Source organism: Mesorhizobium sp. M0904, from assembly GCF_040319475.1.
Lineage (GTDB): Bacteria > Pseudomonadota > Alphaproteobacteria > Rhizobiales > Rhizobiaceae > Mesorhizobium.
The window spans coordinates 123,106-142,403 of sequence record NZ_JAMYOC010000016.1; the positions used below are offsets into that span (position 1 = coordinate 123,106).

Here is a 19,298-nt window from a genome sequence, read left to right on the forward strand (position 1 = left end):
TCCAGAGAAAAATCAGATGAAAAATCGCCGCCGCATTTATGAAGGCAAGGCCAAGATCCTTTATGAGGGACCGGAGCCTGGCACGCTGATCCAGTTCTTCAAGGACGACGCTACCGCTTTCAACAAGAAGAAGCATGAAATCGTCGATGGCAAAGGCGTGCTCAACAACCGCATTTCCGAGCACATCTTCAATCATCTCAACCGGATGGGCATTCCGACCCACTTCATCCGCCGGCTCAACATGCGTGAGCAGCTGATCAAGGAAGTCGAGATCATCCCACTCGAAGTGGTGGTGCGCAACGTTGCCGCCGGCTCGCTGGCCAAGCGTCTCGGCATCGAGGAAGGCACCGTGCTGCCGCGCTCGATCATCGAATTCTATTACAAGGCCGATGCGCTCGACGATCCGATGGTCTCGGAAGAGCACATCACCGCCTTCGGCTGGGCGAGCCCACAGGAGATCGACGACGTCATGGCGCTGGCCATTCGCGTCAACGACTTCCTTTCCGGACTGTTCATGGGCGTCGGCATCCAGCTCGTCGATTTCAAAATCGAATGCGGCCGCCTGTTCGAAGGCGATATGATGCGCATCGTCGTCGCCGACGAGATCTCGCCGGATTCCTGCCGGCTGTGGGATGTGGCGACCCAGGACAAGCTCGACAAGGACCGCTTCCGCCGCGACATGGGCGGGCTGGTCGAAGCCTATCAGGAAGTTGCCCGCCGCCTCGGCATCATGAACGAGAACGAACCGCCGCGTCCGGCCGGGCCGGTGCTGGTCGCATCGACCGACGGCGTCAAAGGCAAGCCGCACTGATGGCTTGCCCGCTCAACAGGTGAACAGGAGCATGTCCAGCGTGATCAAGGCCCGCATTACCGTAACCCTCAAGAACGGAGTGCTAGACCCACAAGGCAAGGCAATCGAGCATGCGCTGTCCGCAATGGGTTTCGGCGGCATCGGCCAGGTGCGGCAAGGCAAGGTTTTCGATGTCGAGCTTGCCGAGGGCGACAGGGCCAAGGCTGAGGCCGATCTGAAAGCCATGTGCGACAAGCTTCTGGCGAATACGGTGATTGAGAATTACGCGGTGGAGATCGCCTGAGGTGAAATCAGCCGTCGTCCTGCTCCCCGGCCTCAATCGCGACCGCGACATGATCGCGGCGCTGACCAAGATTTCCGGCACGCCGCCGGTCACCGTCTGGCAGACGGACACCGAAATTCCCGATGTCGACCTGATCGCCATTCCCGGCGGCTTTTCCTTTGGCGATTATCTGCGCTGCGGCGCCATTGCCGCGCGGATGCCGGTAATGCGGGCTGTCGCCGAAAAGGCGGCCAAGGGCGTCACGGTCATCGGCGTCTGCAATGGCTTCCAGATCCTGGTCGAGGCCGGCCTGCTGCCGGGCGCATTGATGCGCAACACCTCGCTGAAATTCGTCTGCCGCCAGGTGAAGCTGCAGATCGCCAATGCCAACACGATGTTCACCCGCCGCTACCAGCCGGGCCAGATCATCCGCGCACCGGTAGCGCACCATGACGGCAATTATTTTGCCGACGCCGAAACTTTGGCCCGCCTCGAAGGCGAAGGCCAGGTGGTGTTCCGCTATGCCGAAGGCACCAATCCAAACGGCTCGATCAACGACATTGCCGGCATCGTCAACGGCCGCGGCAACGTGCTCGGCCTGATGCCGCATCCCGAAAACCTGATCGAAGCGGCGCATGGCGGCAGCGACGGCCGGGCGCTGTTCGAAGGCGCCTTGGGCATCGCCGCTTGATGCCTTCAATTTTCCTCCTGGAGCGACGGTCATGAAACTCTATTCGCGGCCGTTGTCGCCCTATTCGTCGATCGTGCGGGCGCTGGCCTACATCAAGAACGTGCCGCTCAAGGTCATTGCACCGCCGCCTGGGTTTCCCATCCCCGAGGCATTTCGTGCCATCTCGCCGCTGAACCGGATTCCGGTGCTGATCACCGGCTCGGGCGAAACGATCGTCGAATCGGTGGTGATTGCCGAATATCTGGAGGAGCGCTTTCCCGAGCCAGCGCTGCTGCCCAAGGATTCGAAGGACCGCGCACTGGTGCGCATGTTCGCCCGCATCACCGACCTTGACGTGCTCGCCCCCACGATGAAGCTGTTCGAGCTCTATTTCGTACCGCAGCGCAACGAGGCCGAAATCAAGGCACAGTTCGCCCGATTGCATCACGGGCTTGCAGCAATCGAGGCCCGCATGGCGCATGGCCCGTTCGCGCTCGGCGACGACATCTCCTTCGCCGATGCGTGGCTGACGCCGACCCGCTTCGTCTTCAACAATTTCAGGGCGACCATCGGCCGCCCCGACCTGCTTGACGCCTATCCGAAATTCGATGCCTATGAGCAAATCGCCTTGCAGCATCCGGCGCTGTCGCGCGTCTGGGGTGAGATGACAGACGGTCTGAAGATCTTTCTGTCCGAACTCGAGATGGGCGCCGCTTGACCATGCGATCGACACTAGCCCGCCTCGCCCTCGCCGCTTCCGCCGGTCTTGTACTCGCCTCCTGCCAGTCAGGCCCGAAGAGCACGCCAGCGCCGGCGGGCAAGAGCGCGTCACTGCTTGCCATGGAGCAGGTGGCAATCGCTGCCCACAAATGCTGGATCGCCAGCAAGGACCCCGCCTTCAAATCCTATCAGATGGCCAACGAACTGAATTCATTCAGCGGCACGCCGCGCTTCTTGCTGGTGCCGGCCAAACATTACGGCGGAAAGCCGCTGCTGGTCGTGCAGGCGCAAGGCAATTCGAGCCGCGTCGACGTGTTCGGCCCATTGATGGCGGAACCGCTCGGCGCCCGCATCGGCTCGGACATTGCCCGCTGGCGGGCGGGCAATCCGGCCTGTGGCGCTGCTGCCTAGCCCAATGGGTCGCCTGCTGCAGATCACCGGTCTGGTCGTCGGCCTGGCCGGGCTCGTCCTGCAGCTCTGCATCACCGTCCCGGCATCAATGGAAGCCGGCCGCGGCTTTGTCGGCTCGCTGGTCTTCTATTTCAGCTTCTTCACCATCCTGACCAATATCGGCGCGGTGCTCGTCCATGCCTCGTTGCTGTCGTCAACGGGTTATGCCTGGTTTCCGGCTTTTGCCGCCCCACGGATGCGGGCGGGCGTAGCCGTCGCCATAACGCTGGTTCTCATCGTTTATGCAACGGTCTTGGCGCAGCTTTGGCAGCCGCGAGGGCTGTTCCTGCTCTGCGATGTGCTCTTGCACTATGTGACGCCGGTGTTGTTCGTGCTGTGGTGGCTTGTGGCGGGCGCCGACGGCTCGACGCGGTGGCGTGACATCTCCTGGTGGATGATCTATCCGATCGCGTATCTGGCCTATGTACTGGCGCGGGCGCCAATATCGGGCGAAGTGCCCTACCCGTTCCTCAACGTCGCCAAGAACGGCGCGACCAGCGTCGCCGCCTCGGCCGTGGCCATCACGGGGCTTTTTCTCGTGCTATGTACTGTGGCGGTGCTTGTGGACCGCGGCGTCGCGCGGCTCAGGACGGCGAGCGTCCGCTGACGCGCTCGAACGCATCAGTCCCAGAACGGCCTCAGACCTTCACGATGGGCATCGCAGCGCGAGATACCGATGTCCTTGAGCTGATCGTCGGTCATCTCGAGCAGGACCAGCCGACTGCGCCGGCGCTCCAGCAGACCGTCGATCCATCGGACGAATGACGTGACCACTTGCACGATCCGGCGAACATAGGATCTCCGGCCCGACGAGCGGCTTCCGGTCAATTCAACTGCCGCGTAACGGATTGTCTCTATTGTACCCATTGTCTTTCTGCCAGGATTGCAATTGTGCCTTCCGTGCGGCCCGCTTCATATGTATTGACTCTCATTTCGGTGCAATGTAAAAAATTGTCACCATGACAACTTGGCTTCCAGACCTGACCGCCCGCACCGGCCCGCTCTATCAGCGGCTTGCCGATTCCATCGAGACGGACATCGACCGCGGCCTGATCGGTGCAGGGGCAAAGCTGCCGCCGCAGCGCGACCTGGCATACGACATCGGCACGACCGTCGGCACGGTCGGCAGGGCCTATCAATTGCTGCGCGAGCGGGGATTGGTCAGCGGCGAGGTCGGCCGCGGAACCTATGTTATCGCTCAACAGTCGGAGAGCGCAAAGCCGGATTTCCTGGGGCCGGTCGAACAAGGCACGCGCTATATGGATGCGCCCGGCGACAAGCTGCGCTTCGATAGCACGGCCGCACCGGATGTCGGCCAGGGTGCCATCGTCGCCGACGTATTGACACGCACGGCGCAAGACCATCCGCATGAGATTTCAAGCTATACTCGTGATTTCCCGGACCGCTGGTTGGAAGCGGGCAGACGCTGGCTGTCGCGCAATTCCTATCGCCCGGCGGCGGATGCAATCGTTCCCACGCTCGGCACCCACGCCGCGGTGATGGCAACCATTGCGGGACTCACCGCCCCCGGCGACTATGTCGTCTTCGAGCACCTCACCTATTCGCAGATCTCCCGCAGTGCCGGCCTGATCGGTCGCCGGACCGCACTGGTGGCGGCTGACGACGAGGGCATAGATCCCCAGGATTTCGAGCGCGTCTGCGCACAAAAGCATCCGAAGATGATTTTTTTGATGCCCACGGCGAAGAACCCGACGCTGACAACGCTGTCGGCATCGCGCCGCGAAGCAATCGCGCATGTCGCCCGTCAATATAACGTCGTCCTGATCGAGGACGATCTCTATGGCGGACTGACCGATGACCCAACGCCTTTAATGGCCGAATATGCTCCCGAACGGACCATCGTTGCCGGCGGCCTGTCGAAATCGGTCGCGGCGGGTGTTCGCGGCGGTTGGCTCGCTTGCCCGCCGGCCTACCGTCACCGCATCCGGGTCGCCCATAAGATGATGACGGGCGGCCTGCCCTTTCTGCTGGCGGAGGTGGGCAGCCGGCTGGTGCTGTCCGGTCAGGCCGCCGAGATGCGCAAGCGCAGCATTGCCGAGATCGGTGCGCGCATCGCGATCGTGCGCGAGACACTCGACGGTTTCGACTTCAAGGCGCTGGACAACGTGCCGTTCGTCTGGCTCACTTTGCCCGACCCGTGGCTTTCCGGCACTTTCAAACAGGCTTGCCTCGAACATGGCGTGCTCATCGATGACGAGGATGAGTTCAAGGCAGGGCGTTCCGAACAGGCCTTTCACGGCGTGCGGTTTGGCATCTCGCAACCGCGACAGCGGGCCGATATCGCGCACGGCGTCGCGGTGATCCGGCGGCTTCTGGACGAGGGCCGCGCCGGCTACGACAGCTTTTCCTGAACCGGCTTGAAACCGGCGGGTCGAGTGGCGATCTTTCGCTACTTGCCGTCAGCTGTTGCTTTCCATCGTTTTAGTCATCCGACGGGGTGTATCGGCTGCAAAGCTTGCGATAAGACGGGACTCGATCCCAAGGACACAATTGCCGACCATGACCATTTCCAATTCCGTGCCGATCACTCCTGAACTCATTGCCGCGCACGGGCTGAAGCCCGACGAGTACCAGCGCATCCTCGACCTGGTCGGGCGCGAACCGAGCTTTACCGAACTTGGTATTTTTTCGGCTATGTGGAACGAGCATTGTTCCTACAAATCCTCGAAGAAGTGGCTGCGCACGCTGCCGACCACCGGGCCGCAAGTCATCCAGGGCCCGGGCGAGAATGCCGGTGTGGTCGACATCGGCGACGGCGACTGCGTCGTCTTCAAGATGGAGAGCCATAACCACCCCTCCTATATCGAGCCTTATCAGGGAGCTGCGACCGGCGTCGGCGGCATCCTGCGCGATGTCTTCACCATGGGCGCGCGGCCGATCGCGGCGATGAACGCGCTGCGCTTCGGCGCGCCGGATCATCCCAAAACCAGGCACCTCGTTGCCGGCGTCGTTTCCGGCGTCGGCGGCTATGGCAATTCCTTCGGCGTGCCGACGGTCGGCGGCGAGGTCAATTTCGACGCCCGCTACAATGGCAACATCCTGGTCAATGCGTTTGCCGCAGGCCTCGCAAAGACAGACGCAATCTTCCTGTCCGAGGCCAAGGGCGTCGGCCTGCCGGTCGTCTATCTCGGCGCCAAGACCGGGCGCGACGGCGTCGGTGGCGCCACCATGGCTTCGGCTGAGTTCGACGACAAGATCGACGAGAAGCGCCCCACCGTGCAGGTTGGCGATCCGTTCACCGAAAAATGCCTGCTCGAAGCCTGCCTCGAACTGATGGCGTCCGGCGCCGTTATCGCCATCCAGGATATGGGTGCGGCCGGCCTCACCTGCTCGGCGGTCGAGATGGGCGCCAAGGGCGACCTAGGCATCGAGCTCGATCTCGACAAGGTGCCGGTGCGTGAAGAGCGCATGAGCGCCTATGAGATGATGCTTTCGGAGAGCCAGGAGCGCATGCTGATGGTGCTGCGCCCCGAAAAGGAAAAACAGGCCGAGGCGATCTTCCACAAATGGGGCCTCGACTTTGCCATCGTCGGCAGGACCACGGACGATCTGCGCTTCCGCGTGCTGCACCAGGGCGACGAGGTTGCCAATCTGCCGATCAAGGATCTCGGCGACCAGGCGCCGGAATATGACCGTCCCTGGGTCGAACCGAAGAAGCCGGCGCCGCTGACCGGCGATGCACCTCAAGCCGATGTGGCCGACGCACTGCTCAAGCTGTTGGGGGGACCGGACCTTTCCTCGCGCCGCTGGGTGTGGGAGCAGTACGACACGCTGATCCAGGGCAATTCCCTGCAGCTTCCCGGCGGCGACGCCGGTGTCGTGCGCGTCGATGGCCACCCGACCAAGGCGCTCGCCTTCTCCTCCGACGTGACGCCGCGCTATTGCGAAGCCGACCCTTACGAGGGCGGCAAGCAGGCGGTTGCCGAATGCTGGCGCAATCTTACCGCCACCGGTGCTCTGCCGCTCGCGGCCACCGACAACCTCAATTTCGGCAATCCGGAACGGCCGGAGATCATGGGTCAGTTGGTCGGCGCGGTGAAAGGTATTGGCGATGCCTGCAGGGCGCTCGGCTTCCCGATCGTCTCCGGCAACGTCTCGCTCTACAATGAGACCAACGGCCAAGGCATCCTGCCGACACCGACCATTGGCGGCGTCGGATTGATTGCCGACTGGTCGAAGATGGTACGGATCGGTTTTGCCGCCGAAGGCCAGATGATCGTGCTGGTCGGCGCGCCGAGCATGTGGGGAACGCATCTTGGCCAGTCGGTCTATATGCGCGACATTCATGGCCGCGCCGACGGCCCGCCGCCGCCGGTCGATCTCGGCCACGAGAAGCGGGTCGGCGACCATGTGCGGGCACTGATCGCCTCCGGTGTCGTTACCGCGGCGCATGACGTTTCCGATGGCGGCATCGCGGTGGCGCTGGCCGAGATGGCGATGGCCTCCGGCATCGGCGCGACCATCCCCGGCCTGATCGGCACAGATCCAATCCCGGTCTGGTTCGGCGAGGACCAGGGCCGCTATCTCTTGACGCTGTCGATCGACCCGCAGAGCGAGCAATGGGACGCCATTCGCGAACAGCAAAACAAGCTCGGCGTTTTTGCGCCGTGGATCGGCTCGACCGGCGGCAGCGAACTGAAGCTGGGCGAGGCGCGTGCGATACCGGTCAGCGAATTGACTGCCGCCCACGAATCCTGGTTCCCTCGCTTCATGGCAAATGAGGTCGTGGACCCGTGATGTGATCGAGTGGGCCCCTTTCCCTGTGGTTCATCCGCCATTTCGACCATATCTATGAGATCACGACCTGAACAAGGAATCCTCACATGGCAATGGACGCCCACGACATCGAACGGCTGATCAAGGAAGGCATTCCGGACGCCAAGGTGACGATTCGCGACCTGGCCGGCGACGGCGACCATTATGCGGCTGAGGTTGTGGCCGAAAGCTTTCGCGGGAAAAGCCGCGTCCAGCAGCACCAGATGGTCTATGACGCGCTGAAGGGCAACATGGGCGGCGTGCTGCACGCGCTTGCCCTGCAGACCAGCGTGCCGGACTGAGCTCTCTTGCAGTTACCGGCTCGCAAGCTTCTTACCGGTCACGGCGATGATCGGCCCGGCTGGATAGTTTCCACCCACAATCATCCGCTCGCCGTTCGACAGCGCCGAAACGGCCCCGTCGAAGAAAAGCGCGCTGGGACAATCGAGCGCGTCTCGAAACAGTCGGGCGAAGCTGCCGAGGCTGACCTCAGAGCGCGAGATCGCCAGCACGACAGTGTTTTCGTCACGCACGCCGACGCCATTGCGGATATAGCGCGATGTGCCGTTTTGCTCGAAGCGGGGATGAAGCCGGCCGTCGATCACCAGCATCGGGCCGGATTGCGTGGCAAACATCACGTCCAGTCTGGTCGCAACATAGGCGCTTGTCTCGATGACCGCCGCCTTGCCATCCTTCCGGACCAGGAAGACGCCGTTCGGTTTCAGGAAGAAATTGCCTTCGCTGTCGGCGAGGTTGATCGGCGCCTTCTCCCGGCCGTCCTCGACGAGAAGGCCGACCGGAGTCAGGTCTTGGTGATACATGCCGGCGTTCATGGCGAGCAGCACCGGCCGGCCCTGATCCGCCATCGCCTTGTCGAATTTGTCCAGTGAACCGAAAGCCTTGCCGTCAATGCCTGCGTGGAACACACCGATGTCATAGCGGCGCAGATCGATTTCGCAGACGACATAGGCGACCGCCTCGAAGCTCGCGTCGCGGCACGGCGCCGGTAATCCACCGCCGACGACGAGAGGTGGCTGCCTCGGCGACTTGGCCCACCAGATCAAGGACAGTGCGGCGAACAGAACGGCGAGGACGACCCCGGCGAGATACCGTCTTTTCATCACGCCTCGGGACAAATGGTGGCCAACGGCTTGGCCCAAGATCAGACCTTCCTTTGCGCCATTTGCATGGCAAGGCGGCAAACATCTTGTTTCGCGCAACCCATGGGTTTATTTGAAGGGTAATGTTCGAGCCTGACTCCCACAGGCATGAAAGGGTATTCCATGAGCGGCATCAACGATTACATTGACAATGAGGTGAAGGGCAACGACGTCGTTCTCTTCATGAAGGGCACCCCCGGCTTTCCGCAATGCGGATTTTCCGGCCAGGTCGTGCAGATCCTCGACTATATCGGCGCCGACTATAAGGGCGTCGACGTGCTGACGTCGGCCGAACTGCGGCAAGGCATCAAGGACTACTCCAACTGGCCAACCATCCCGCAGCTCTACGTCAAGGGCGAGTTCGTCGGCGGCTGCGACATCATCCGCGAGATGTTCCAGGCGGGCGAATTGCAGACCTTCCTCGTCGAAAAAGGCGTCAGCGTCAAAGGCGCCGCCTGACTTCTGTTTCTGCGTATGACCTTCCGACTGCGATTTTCGGGGGTCAAGCGATAAGCGCCGGGGCAGCCCCCACCTTGGCAAAAAGTTCTGCCCGACATCGGGGCAATCAACGAATGGATGCGTCGGCCAGCCGGCGCATTTTCGTTGAGGATCGGACTGGCCGTGGATCAGCAAGCACAAGCGCAGCAAAAGGCAAGCACCTTGCCCATTCCGCGCTGGGAATTCATTGCGCTGTGCGCGGCGCTGATGGCGCTCAATTCGCTGGCCATCGACATTATTTTGCCGGCGCTGCAGCAGATCGGCGCTTCGCTTGGCGTCGAAAATGAAAACCACCGGCAATATGTGGTCACCGCCTATATCCTTGGCTTTGGGGGCGGACAGCTGTTCTTCGGGCCGATCTCGGACCGTTTCGGGCGCCGCGCGCCTCTTGTCGCAGGGCTGGTGATCTACGTCGTCGCGGCCGGCGCTGCGGCAATCGCCCCGTCATTCGCCACGCTTCTGCTATGCCGGGCCGTGCAAGGCATCGGCGCGGCGGCGACGCGCGTCATTGCCGTCTCGATCGTGCGCGATACGTTCGACGGAAGGCGCATGGCCGAAGTCATGTCCTTGATCTTCATGGTGTTCATGGCCATTCCGGTGGTCGCGCCCGGTATCGGCCAGTTCATCATGCTGTTTGCGACCTGGCATGTGATCTTCGTCACCATGGCAGCCGGCGCGCTGATCGTGTCCGCCTGGTCGCTGCTGCGCCTGCCCGAGACATTACATCCCGAATATCGCCGGCCGCTGACGCTGTCCTCCATCATCGGCGGCTTCCGCATCGTTCTCACCAACCGCATCGCGCTCTGCTACGCCTTCGCCAGCACCTTCATCTTCGGCGCCATGTTCGGCTTCATCGCCTCGGCCCAGCAGATCTATGTCAGCGTGTTCAATGTCGGTGAGATGTTCCCGGTCATCTTCGCGGGGGTTGCCGGCGTGCTTGCGTTTTCGAACTACCTCAATTCGCGCCTCGTCGGCCGTATCGGCATGCGCCGCCTGTCGCAAAGCGCGCTGCTGCTGTTTCTGGCAATCAGCCTTGCCTGGCTGGTCGTTTCCATCGAAATGAAGATGCCGCTATGGCTCTTCATTGCCTTCTTTGCCTGCGCCATGGTCCCGTTCGGCGCGCTCGGCGCGAACTTCAACGCGCTCGCTATGGAGCCGCTGGGGCACCTGGCCGGCACTGCGTCGTCGATCCTTGGGTTCATGCAGACATTTCTTGGCGGCATTCTCGGCACGCTAATCGGCCAAGCCTTCAACGGCACGGTGACGCCGCTGGCCGCCGGGTTCTGCAGCGTGTCGGTGGCGGCGCTGCTGATGATCCTGCTGGCCGAGCGCGGCAGACTATTCCAGCCGCATAACCCGCCGGTTTAATACACATTGCGCGTGCGCCTATGATGCACCCTCACTGACCGCGGTGAAGCGAGGGAACAGCGTACGTCCTGCGATTGCTCCACCCATACTGTCGGAAACGGGCAGTGGAAGAGCCTTGTCGAGCGCCTCGAGGACGGAAGCCACAAAGGCCCGGTTGAGCGGACCATCGTCCCCTAGATGGGAGAAAGTGGCGCGCGGCTTGCCAATAAGCGTGCCGTTTCGGCGAATTGAGAACTGCAGCGTCAGGGTCATGCCCGCGGTTCCGGGCGGCGGCTTCCAACAGGCGAAGATTGCGGAGAACATCTCGTCTATGGTGTCGACGGAGTCGGGACTGCGACATGCGCGTTCCCCAGCTCTTGCTTCATTGACACCGGCAACCAAGGCAAGGGCAAAGGCCGTTGCAACAATTGCGGACCGAGGTTTCATTCGAGATCTCCGGTTTCGCACAAGATTGGACACCTTTGGCAGCGAAGAGCTATTCCGCCCAGAGCTCGCGGCGCAGCTCCCGCCAGCTCTCACGGTCCGGCGCGACCAGCAAGCCACCCCCGACATGCGACGGCAGATAGGCGCTGCCGTCGAAGCGCGCGGCATGGCCGCCGGCCTCCGCATGGATCAGCACGCCGGCCAAGTGGTCCCAAGGCATCAGCTTGTTGTAGACGACGAAATGGCCGTGGCCGCTGGCCAGCAGGCGGTATTCGTGGGCGGCGCAGCGATAATTGAACTGCGATAGCGACTTAGTCTGGTTGCGCGCCAAACGTGAGCGGTCCGGCTCGGGCACATAGTGCCATGAGACCGCACCGGTCATTTCCGACATCGGCGCCGGTTTGGCGACATGGACCTTTTCCAGATTGCCATGGGCATGGCGGATATGGCTGCCGGCGCCACTAACGCCGATCAGCCAATCCTTGCCGACGGGGTCGTGAATGATGCCGGCGACCGTCTTGCCCTTGACCACGACGCCAAGCATGACGCCGAACAGCGGCACGCCGGAGGCGAAGTTGAAAGTGCCGTCGACCGGGTCGATGACGAAGGCGAGTTCGGCATCGCCGAGACCGTCGAGCAGCGTCGGGTCGTCGGAGCAGGCCTCCTCGCCGACGATCATTGCGTGGGGATAACGCTGGCGCAGGCTGGCGGTGATGAGCCGTTCGGCATTGACGTCGGCCTCGGTGACGAGATCGGCGGCCGAGGTCTTGCGACGGACGTCGCCCTCGCTCAAACGGCGAAAGCGCGGCATGATCTCGGCGACGGCGGCTTCCGACAGAAGGTCGGCAAGCCAGTCGATCGCGCTATCTTCAAATGTCATCGGGACGCCTAGTGGTGAGGGTTTCGTTGAGGGCGGCGAAATCGAACAGTTTCCTGTCGAGCAGATGCGAACGCCGCACATTGGTCATGGCGCGGATCATCGTGTCCTTGCGGCCAGGCATGCGCTTCTCGATGTCGTCGAGCATCGCCTTCATGGCGTTGCGCTGCAGGCCTTCCTGGCTACCGCACAGATCGCACGGAATGATCGGGAATTTCATGGCGCCGGCGAATTTCTCGAGATCGGCTTCCGCACAATAGGCGAGCGGCCGCAGCACCATGACATCGCCTTCGTCGTTGAGCAGCTTCGGCGGCATGGCGGCAAGGCGTCCGCCATGGAACAGGTTCATGAAGAAGGTTTCCAGTATGTCCTCGCGGTGATGACCGAGCACCAGCGCCGAGCAGCCCTCCTCGCGGGCAATGCGATAGAGATGGCCGCGCCGTAGCCGCGAGCACAGCGAGCAATAGGTGCTGCCCTCGGCCAGCTTGTCGGTGACCACCGAATAGGTGTCCTGATATTCGATGCGATGCGGAATGGCATGGCTGTCGAGATAGTCGGGCAATATGTGCTTGGGAAAGTTCGGCTGGCCCTGGTCGAGATTGCAGGCCAACAGCTCGACCGGCAGCAGCCCGCGCCATTTGAGATCGAGCAGCACGGCAAGCAGGCCGTAGGAATCCTTGCCGCCCGACAGAGCGATCAGCCAACGGTCGCCGGGCCTCACCATGGCGAAATCGTCGATCGCCTGGCGGGCAAGCCGCAACAGCCGCTTGCGCAGCTTGTTGAACTCGACGGAGGACGGCACATCGGCAAACAGCGGATGAAAGCCGCCTTCGGTGTCGGCGACCGGTTCGAGTGTTTCGGCGTCTGGCAGCATATTCATGGCGCGTCCGCCCCAAGATCCTGTTGCCGCCCGCAGTAGCGCATCGGACCGAAAACCGAAATCGATTTCGGAATCACGCCGCGGAAAAGGAACGAAAAAAGAAAGGCCGCCTCGACGGGCGGCCTTCGATTGTATCGCGACGAACGCGCCGATCAGCGCGAATAGAACTCGACGACCAGGTTCGGTTCCATCTGCACGGCAAACGGAACGTCCGCCAGGCCGGGGATGCGCGTGAAGGCCGCGGTCATCTTGTTGTGATCGGCCTCGATATAATCGGGCACGTCGCGCTCGGCCAGGCCCACCGATTCCAGCACGATGACCAGCTGCTTCGACTTCTCGCGCACTTCGATGACATCGCCCGGCTTGCAGCGGTACGAGCCGATGTTGACGCGCTTGCCATTGACGTTGACGTGGCCGTGATTGACGAACTGGCGCGCCGCAAAGATGGTCGGCACGAATTTGGAGCGGTAGACGACGGCGTCGAGGCGCGATTCGAGCAGGCCGATCAGGTTCTCCGAGGTGTCGCCCTTGCGGCGGTCCGCCTCTTCATAGACCTTGCGGAACTGCTTCTCCGAAACGTCGCCATAGTGGCCCTTCAGCTTCTGCTTGGCGCGCAGCTGCAGGCCGAAATCGGAAAGCTTGCCCTTGCGGCGCTGGCCATGCTGGCCGGGGCCGTATTCACGCTTGTTGACCGGGGACTTCGGGCGGCCCCAGATGTTTTCGCCAAGACGGCGGTCGATCTTGTACTTCGCGGATTCGCGCTTGCTCATCGCATTCCCTTTCAAAACAACACACCCGGAACCTTATGGTCCGTGTGAAGGAAACGCGCCCTCCTCTGGCCTCCGTTTTCGAGACCTGACAGGGTTTTCCACGCAACGCGACGGAAAACCCACGGGACACGTCATTTCAAACAAGACATAGGGAAAGTAAAACCGGCTTCCCAAACGTCTTGCACACATAAAGAAAACCACCGGGCATTGCGGCCCGGTGTTGGTGGGCTGGTTAAACGGAGATTTAACCGCTGTCAAGCTTCTGGCTGGCGCGAGTCGCCGAACCGGATAGTGTTACTGTTGTGGAACGTGCCGGATGTGGCGGGAGGTTGCGCCAGCGGCATCAGGAAGGGACTGAAGTCAGAGGAGCAGGAATTCGCATGAAGAAGTTCTTCCTTACGTTGGTAGGAGCCGCGGTGATGGCCGGCACGATGGCGGTTGTGCCCGAGCCAGCGCAGGCCCGGCATTGGCATGGGCACAGGCATCACCAGATCTGCCGCATCGTGGTCAAGAAGAAGGTGGTGTGGCGCCACGGTCATCGCAAGGTCATCCGCTACAAAGTGCGGCGCTGCGGCTGGAACTGGTAATTTTCGCCCTCGCCCGTCGAGACTTCATGGCCCGCGGCTCAGCCGCGGGCCTTTTGTTGGCCGGCATCCGCTGCCAGAATGGTCAGTCGATCAGTGCTTCGACTTCTTTTCCGGCAGGCCCTTGCGCTTGGTCTCGGCGAATTCCTCGAGCTGTTTTTCGCTCATGGATTTATACATTCCCTTCGACGCGCCTTTGAGCGCGCCCTTCTTGGTCTCGCCGCGCTTGGCTGACAATGCCGCGCCGGCCGCTTTCTGCTGGGCTTTTGAGGTGGCTGGCATGATGGTTTCTCCCGTTTCCGATGAGAGGAAAACGCATTGTCTGGTGTGATGTTCCCAAAGCGAAAATTGCTTGCGGTTAAGATATCGCCAGGCCAAATCCCTGCATCAGCCGGCGCGTCGGAAAATCGGCGCTGTTCGAGGTGAAGAACGCAAGGTCGGCCCCTTCCGGCAGTGCCTCTCTGCGATAAGCGGCCTCGGTATCGGCAAGCAGCGACAGCGCGCGGCGTGCGATCGCCTCGGCCGGGTCGAGCCAGTCGACCGGCCAAGGTGCTGTCTTGCGCATGCGGTTGGCCAAAAAAGGATAATGGGTGCAGGCAAGCACGACGATGTCGGTGCGCAGCCCGTCATGCTCAACGAAGCACGGCGCGATCTCGGCGCGCACGGCGTCCTCGTCGACAAAACCATCGCGCATATAGGCTTCGGCCAATCCAGCCAGCCTGTCGCTGCCGACCAGGCGGACGTGGCATTTCTGCGCCCACTTGCTGATCAGGTCGCGCGTGTACTGGCGCTTGACGGTGCCGGGCGTCGCCAGCACCGAAACCAGGCCTGAGCGCGTGCGTTCCGCCGCTGGCTTGATGGCCGGCACGGTGCCGACGAAAGGGTGGCCGGGAAACCGCTCGCGCAACGCATCGATGACCAGTGTCGAGGCGGTGTTGCAGGCGATGACCGAAATGGCCGGCGAAAACCGTTCGAGCAGCCTAGCGAACAACTCCAGAATATGTGTTCTCAGCGCCGTTTCCTCCCAGGCGCCGAAGGGGAACGCCGCGTCGTCGGCGACATAGATGAAGCGGCGGTCAGGCATCAGGACGCGCGCCTCACGCAGCACGGTGAGGCCGCCAATGCCGGAATCGAACATCAGGATCGGACGGGCGCTCGACGGATCGGTCATGGTCATTGAGTCACTAAGGGCTGGGAATCACTAAGGGCTGGGGAATTACAAAACGAGATCACGAGAGAAGGCCGGCCTATGCATTTTGCTTCGGCCAATGATGCTTTGTCCCGGCCGCTTCTATGTGGAACCATCATGGCCTTGATGCGGCGAGACGGGTCACACAAGGCCCCGCTTGCCGAAGCCGCCGGCCCGCGGCCGGCCGGTTGCCGGAGATGCAGGTTGAGATGCAGCATGGTTCGACGGCACCGGCGCGGCGCGCATGGCGTAGGCTGGAGCCAGGGCCGTCACGCCCGCGGCTGACGCTGAACGGGGCGCCGCGGTGCGGCGCAGCGGCCCGGGCGGGTCGAAATCGTCGAAACTCAGGGATGATGCCATATCCGAAGAGCCACCGCCCGCCGGCTTGGCCGCCAAGATAACGGCCCACAGCCCGACAAGAGCTAATCCCAGCAGGTTAAGGCCGGAATGCGAATCTTCGCCGTCGAATTTTACGACAAGAACAGTGCCGGCCTGCAGAATCGCAAACAGGGTCGAGAACACGATATACGACCAAAGGATCCAACCCGACCCTTGCGCGTCGCGGCTTCGACGCCAGGCGAAATTCGCGCGCAACAGAACGATCACCAGCGAGGCGACGAGAACGGCCGCGGCCAGACCTTCCCTGGAAGGACCTGGTTTCGAATTGGCCAAGCCCTCGATACCGATGGTCAGCACGACACACAGCACAAAGGTCGCGATTTCCGCAACCAGCAGACCCACGGAATAGAAGAAAAAGCGAAGACGACCGATATTTGAGCTAAACATCCGAGATCCATCGTTTCGAAAACCATGGATCAAACCAAATAAAATTCGGTTACTGGTAAGACGCTTGCATTTGCGCGCCTAGTCTTTGTCTTTCGCCCTCGCAGCGCGTGCCGCAGCCGCCGGGAGCCGCCTTGGATCGTCGCCGGGCGATCCATCGCCGCGCGGCATGGCCGGCGAGAACCTGTCCAGCGATGATATTATTCCGCGCAGCACCTTGAGCTCCGGCTCGGCGAAGCCGGGGCGGGTCAGCACTGCGCGCAAATTGTCGACCATCTTCGGCTTCTTCGCTGCCGGGCGGAAATAGCCGCGCGCCTCCAGTGCACCTTCCAGATACGCAAACAGGCCGTGCAATTCTTCCTTGGCAGCCGGCGGCATTTCAGGGCCGGAAAAGTTGGTCATGGTCTCGTTTTCCAGGCCGGACTTCATCCATTCATAGGACATCAGCAGGGCCGCCTGGGCGATGTTGAGCGAGGAGAAGGCTGGATCGACGGGGAAGGTGACGATCTCGTCGGCAAGGCCGACCTCGTCATTATAGAGGCCGAAGCGCTCGCGGCCGAACAGGATGCCGGTGCGCTGGCCGGCCCGCTGCCGCGCCCGCAGCGCCCTGCCCGCCTCGACCGGACCGCGCACCGGCTTGAAATTGTCGCGCGCGCGCGCCGTGGTGGCGAAGACGAAGTTCAAATCGCCGACCGCCGAGGCCAGGTCGTCGAACACCGTGACGGCATCGATGACGTGGTCGGCGCGGCTTGCGGCGGCACGCGCCTTGTCGCTCGGCCAGCCGTCGCGCGGATTGACGAGCCGCAGCTCGGCAAGGCCGAAATTGGCCATGGCGCGCGCAACCATGCCGATATTCTCGCCGAGCTGCGGCTCGACCAGGATGATCGCCGGTCCGGACGCAGGCGTTCCGGAGGCAAGAGGGGTGTCGGGATCCTGGGTAGCGGCCATGGTTGTCAGTGAACTGCTGTTTGCGGCATTTCGCAGTCCCCTGCCACATTTGGCGGCGAAAATGAAGCTTTCGCAAAGAATGCCGGCACTACGGCGCGGTTCGCCGTTTGCGCGGCCAAAAAGCCTTTGATATACGGGCCGCATCCCAGGGCCGGCAGCCGTGCGGGCAAGGCCGTTCCGTTCCCCAAAAGCGAGGCATTCTTTCCATGGCGAAGATCAAGGTGGCGAACCCGGTCGTCGAACTCGACGGCGACGAGATGACCCGCATCATCTGGCAGTTCATCAAGGACAAGCTGATCCACCCTTATCTCGACCTCAAGCTCGAATATTACGACCTCGGCATAGAGCACCGCGACGCCACCAACGACCAGGTGACCATCGATTCGGCGAACGCCATCAAGAAATACGGCGTCGGCGTGAAATGCGCGACGATCACACCCGACGAGCAGCGCGTCGAGGAATTCAAGCTGAAGAAGATGTGGAAGTCGCCGAACGGCACCATCCGCAACATCCTCGGCGGCACCATCTTCCGCGAGCCGATCATCATGAAGAACGTGCCGCGGCTGGTGCCCGGCTGGACCAAGCCGATCATCGTCGGCCGCCACGCCTTCGGCGACCAGTACCGCGCCACCGACTTCCGCTTTCCCGGCAAGGGCAAGCTGACGATCAAATTCGTCGGCGAGGACGGCCAGGTGATCGAGCACGATGTGTTCGACGCACCCAGCGCCGGCGTCGCCATGGCCATGTACAATCTCGACGAATCTATCCGCGAATTCGCCCGCGCCTCGCTGAACTATGGCCTGCTGCGTAATTACCCCGTCTACCTCTCGACCAAGAACACAATCCTCAAGGCTTATGACGGCCGCTTCAAGGACATCTTCCAGGAGGTCTACGAGGCTGAGTTCGAAGCCGAATTCAAGGCGAAGAAGCTCTGGTACGAGCACCGGCTGATCGACGACATGGTGGCCTCCAGCCTGAAATGGTCGGGCGGCTATGTCTGGGCCTGCAAGAACTATGACGGCGACGTTCAGTCCGACACGGTGGCGCAAGGCTTCGGCTCGCTCGGCCTGATGACCTCGGTGCTGATGACGCCGGACGGCAAGACCGTCGAGGCGGAAGCCGCGCACGGCACCGTTACCCGCCACTATCGCCAGCACCAGAAGGGCGAGGAGACCTCGACCAATTCGATCGCCTCGATCTTCGCCTGGACGCGCGGCCTCGCGCATCGTGCCAAGCTCGACGACAATGCCGAACTGAAGCGCTTTGCCGAGACCCTGGAAAGGGTCTGCATCCAGACGGTCGAGTCCGGCTTCATGACAAAGGATCTGTCGCTGCTGATCGGTCCCGACCAGCCATGGCTTTCGACCACCGGCTTCCTCGACAAGATCGACGAGAATTTGCAGAAGGCGATGGCCTGAGCCCGCGACATGGGCAAGCCCGTCGTCTACGGCGCGGACTACAGCGTCTATGTGCGCATCGTGCGGCTGGTGCTCGAGGAAAAGGGCGTCGGCTACGAGCTGGTGCCCGTCGACGTCTTTGCCGCGGACGGCATTCCCGGCTGGTACTTCGAGCACCAGCCGTTCGGCCGCATCCCGGCCTTCGAACATGACGGCTTTCGCCTCTACGAGACCGGCGCGATTGCCCGTTATGTCGACGAAGCCTTTGACGGCCCGGCGCTGCAGCCGGTCGAAGCCCGGCCTCGATCACGCATGAACCAGATCACCGGCCTGCTCGACGCCTACGCTTACAGGGCCATGGTCTGGGATGTCGCGGTCGAGCGGCTGGAGAAAACGCCACCCGACGAAGCCGTGATCGCCAACGGGTTGCGGCAGGCGAGAACGGCATTGCAGGCGCTGTCTTCGCTGAAAGCCGAAGGGCCTTGGCTGTTGGGGACGGACCTGACGCTGGCCGACCTGCACGCTGCGCCAATCATCAGCTATTTCGTCAAGGTCGCCGAGGGGCAAGCCCTGCTGGCGGAGTTTGCCGATATTCGGGATTGGTATGTGCGCATCGCGGCGCGTGCGGGTTTTGCGAAGACCGAAAAGGCAGAGTGAGGAGACAAGCATTCGGCAATAGGCCTTCTGGTGATTAGCGAAAGCCGAAGTGACATCCAATCTCCCCCCTTGCGG

General features: G+C 62.2%; 24 protein-coding genes. 14 read left to right on the forward strand and 10 right to left on the reverse strand.

Features of this window, described 5'->3' with window-relative positions:
- Positions 1-16 precede the first annotated feature (16 nt).
- Genes purC through NKH80_RS18375 form a run of 6 tightly spaced genes read left to right on the forward strand, consistent with a single transcriptional unit; the run spans position 17 to position 3,520 of the window.
- On the forward strand, positions 17-811 hold the full coding sequence (purC, locus tag NKH80_RS18350; RefSeq protein WP_023674725.1) for a phosphoribosylaminoimidazolesuccinocarboxamide synthase: 795 nt from the start codon (positions 17-19) through the stop codon (positions 809-811).
- A gap of 40 nt (positions 812-851) precedes the next feature.
- The gene (purS, locus tag NKH80_RS18355) at positions 852-1,094 is read left to right on the forward strand and encodes a phosphoribosylformylglycinamidine synthase subunit PurS (RefSeq protein ID WP_254817733.1); all 243 of its coding nucleotides are present in this window, start codon (positions 852-854) and stop codon (positions 1,092-1,094) included.
- A gap of 1 nt (position 1,095) precedes the next feature.
- On the forward strand, positions 1,096-1,764 hold the full coding sequence (gene purQ / locus NKH80_RS18360; RefSeq protein WP_352820871.1) for a phosphoribosylformylglycinamidine synthase subunit PurQ: 669 nt from the start codon (positions 1,096-1,098) through the stop codon (positions 1,762-1,764).
- A 31-nt stretch (positions 1,765-1,795) separates the two neighbouring features.
- Complete coding sequence (locus NKH80_RS18365; protein ID WP_352477367.1) at positions 1,796-2,461, forward strand: glutathione S-transferase family protein; 666 nt, start codon at positions 1,796-1,798, stop codon at positions 2,459-2,461.
- Positions 2,462-2,463: 2 nt separating this feature from the next.
- Complete coding sequence (locus tag NKH80_RS18370) at positions 2,464-2,874, forward strand: hypothetical protein (protein ID WP_352820868.1); 411 nt, start codon at positions 2,464-2,466, stop codon at positions 2,872-2,874.
- A gap of 4 nt (positions 2,875-2,878) precedes the next feature.
- Positions 2,879-3,520, forward strand: a complete 642-nt coding sequence (locus NKH80_RS18375) for a Pr6Pr family membrane protein (RefSeq protein WP_352820866.1) — start codon at positions 2,879-2,881, stop codon at positions 3,518-3,520.
- Between the two features lie 14 nt (positions 3,521-3,534).
- On the opposite strand, the gene NKH80_RS18380 is transcribed toward NKH80_RS18375, so the two are convergent.
- Positions 3,535-3,780: a DUF1127 domain-containing protein gene (locus NKH80_RS18380; protein ID WP_352738039.1), complete on the reverse strand. Its 246-nt coding sequence runs from the start codon at positions 3,778-3,780 to the stop codon at positions 3,535-3,537.
- A gap of 92 nt (positions 3,781-3,872) precedes the next feature.
- Here NKH80_RS18380 and NKH80_RS18385 point away from each other — a divergent pair, with 92 nt between their 5' ends.
- From NKH80_RS18385 to NKH80_RS18395, 3 genes are all read left to right on the forward strand, one after another.
- Complete coding sequence (locus NKH80_RS18385) at positions 3,873-5,285, forward strand: aminotransferase-like domain-containing protein (RefSeq protein ID WP_352992829.1); 1,413 nt, start codon at positions 3,873-3,875, stop codon at positions 5,283-5,285.
- A 148-nt stretch (positions 5,286-5,433) separates the two neighbouring features.
- Positions 5,434-7,671 carry a phosphoribosylformylglycinamidine synthase subunit PurL gene (gene purL, locus NKH80_RS18390; RefSeq protein ID WP_352992831.1) on the forward strand — a complete coding sequence of 746 codons (2,238 nt, stop codon included), beginning with the start codon at positions 5,434-5,436 and terminating at the stop codon, positions 7,669-7,671.
- A gap of 86 nt (positions 7,672-7,757) precedes the next feature.
- Positions 7,758-7,991: a BolA/IbaG family iron-sulfur metabolism protein gene (locus tag NKH80_RS18395; RefSeq protein ID WP_023674714.1), complete on the forward strand. Its 234-nt coding sequence runs from the start codon at positions 7,758-7,760 to the stop codon at positions 7,989-7,991.
- Between the two features lie 12 nt (positions 7,992-8,003).
- On the opposite strand, the gene NKH80_RS18400 is transcribed toward NKH80_RS18395, so the two are convergent.
- Positions 8,004-8,810: a phosphodiester glycosidase family protein gene (locus NKH80_RS18400; RefSeq protein ID WP_352477360.1), complete on the reverse strand. Its 807-nt coding sequence runs from the start codon at positions 8,808-8,810 to the stop codon at positions 8,004-8,006.
- 162 nt (positions 8,811-8,972) lie between these two features.
- On the opposite strand from NKH80_RS18400, the gene grxD reads away from it, so the two are divergent.
- Positions 8,973-9,308 carry a Grx4 family monothiol glutaredoxin gene (gene grxD, locus NKH80_RS18405; RefSeq protein WP_023674712.1) on the forward strand — a complete coding sequence of 112 codons (336 nt, stop codon included), beginning with the start codon at positions 8,973-8,975 and terminating at the stop codon, positions 9,306-9,308.
- A gap of 207 nt (positions 9,309-9,515) precedes the next feature.
- Entirely contained in the window at positions 9,516-10,715 is a 1,200-nt protein-coding gene (locus NKH80_RS18410) for a multidrug effflux MFS transporter (RefSeq protein WP_254817732.1), read from the forward strand.
- An 18-nt stretch (positions 10,716-10,733) separates the two neighbouring features.
- Here NKH80_RS18410 and NKH80_RS18415 read toward each other — a convergent pair whose 3' ends face one another.
- The 4 genes from NKH80_RS18415 to rpsD form a co-directional block, all read right to left on the reverse strand.
- Complete coding sequence (locus NKH80_RS18415) at positions 10,734-11,141, reverse strand: UCP034077 family protein (RefSeq protein WP_254817643.1); 408 nt, start codon at positions 11,139-11,141, stop codon at positions 10,734-10,736.
- 49 nt (positions 11,142-11,190) lie between these two features.
- Positions 11,191-12,018 (reverse strand): inositol monophosphatase family protein, encoded by an 828-nt coding sequence (locus NKH80_RS18420; RefSeq protein WP_352506431.1) that lies wholly within the window; start codon positions 12,016-12,018, stop codon positions 11,191-11,193.
- On the reverse strand, positions 12,008-12,895 hold the full coding sequence (gene ttcA / locus NKH80_RS18425; protein ID WP_352738028.1) for a tRNA 2-thiocytidine(32) synthetase TtcA: 888 nt from the start codon (positions 12,893-12,895) through the stop codon (positions 12,008-12,010). The genes NKH80_RS18420 and ttcA overlap by 11 nt, the downstream gene beginning before the upstream one ends.
- A gap of 152 nt (positions 12,896-13,047) precedes the next feature.
- Positions 13,048-13,665: a 30S ribosomal protein S4 gene (rpsD, locus tag NKH80_RS18430; RefSeq protein ID WP_352883665.1), complete on the reverse strand. Its 618-nt coding sequence runs from the start codon at positions 13,663-13,665 to the stop codon at positions 13,048-13,050.
- 380 nt (positions 13,666-14,045) lie between these two features.
- Here rpsD and NKH80_RS18435 point away from each other — a divergent pair, with 380 nt between their 5' ends.
- Positions 14,046-14,252: a hypothetical protein gene (locus NKH80_RS18435; RefSeq protein WP_352881125.1), complete on the forward strand. Its 207-nt coding sequence runs from the start codon at positions 14,046-14,048 to the stop codon at positions 14,250-14,252.
- A 90-nt stretch (positions 14,253-14,342) separates the two neighbouring features.
- On the opposite strand, the gene NKH80_RS18440 is transcribed toward NKH80_RS18435, so the two are convergent.
- The 4 genes from NKH80_RS18440 to NKH80_RS18455 all read right to left on the reverse strand — a co-directional run bounded on the left by NKH80_RS18440 (position 14,343) and on the right by NKH80_RS18455 (position 17,169).
- The gene (locus tag NKH80_RS18440) at positions 14,343-14,531 is read right to left on the reverse strand and encodes a DUF3008 family protein (protein ID WP_023674705.1); all 189 of its coding nucleotides are present in this window, start codon (positions 14,529-14,531) and stop codon (positions 14,343-14,345) included.
- A gap of 76 nt (positions 14,532-14,607) precedes the next feature.
- Positions 14,608-15,420, reverse strand: a complete 813-nt coding sequence (gene murI / locus NKH80_RS18445) for a glutamate racemase (protein ID WP_352477507.1) — start codon at positions 15,418-15,420, stop codon at positions 14,608-14,610.
- Positions 15,421-15,579: 159 nt separating this feature from the next.
- The gene (locus tag NKH80_RS18450; RefSeq protein WP_352804918.1) at positions 15,580-16,257 is read right to left on the reverse strand and encodes a hypothetical protein; all 678 of its coding nucleotides are present in this window, start codon (positions 16,255-16,257) and stop codon (positions 15,580-15,582) included.
- Positions 16,258-16,302: 45 nt separating this feature from the next.
- Positions 16,303-17,169 carry an RNA methyltransferase gene (locus tag NKH80_RS18455; protein WP_352883668.1) on the reverse strand — a complete coding sequence of 289 codons (867 nt, stop codon included), beginning with the start codon at positions 17,167-17,169 and terminating at the stop codon, positions 16,303-16,305.
- A gap of 206 nt (positions 17,170-17,375) precedes the next feature.
- Here NKH80_RS18455 and NKH80_RS18460 point away from each other — a divergent pair, with 206 nt between their 5' ends.
- Together NKH80_RS18460 and NKH80_RS18465 are read left to right on the forward strand one after the other, a co-directional pair.
- Positions 17,376-18,587: an NADP-dependent isocitrate dehydrogenase gene (locus NKH80_RS18460; RefSeq protein ID WP_352477351.1), complete on the forward strand. Its 1,212-nt coding sequence runs from the start codon at positions 17,376-17,378 to the stop codon at positions 18,585-18,587.
- Positions 18,588-18,596: 9 nt separating this feature from the next.
- The gene (locus NKH80_RS18465) at positions 18,597-19,223 is read left to right on the forward strand and encodes a glutathione S-transferase family protein (protein ID WP_352992833.1); all 627 of its coding nucleotides are present in this window, start codon (positions 18,597-18,599) and stop codon (positions 19,221-19,223) included.
- The last annotated feature ends 75 nt before the right edge of the window (positions 19,224-19,298 follow it).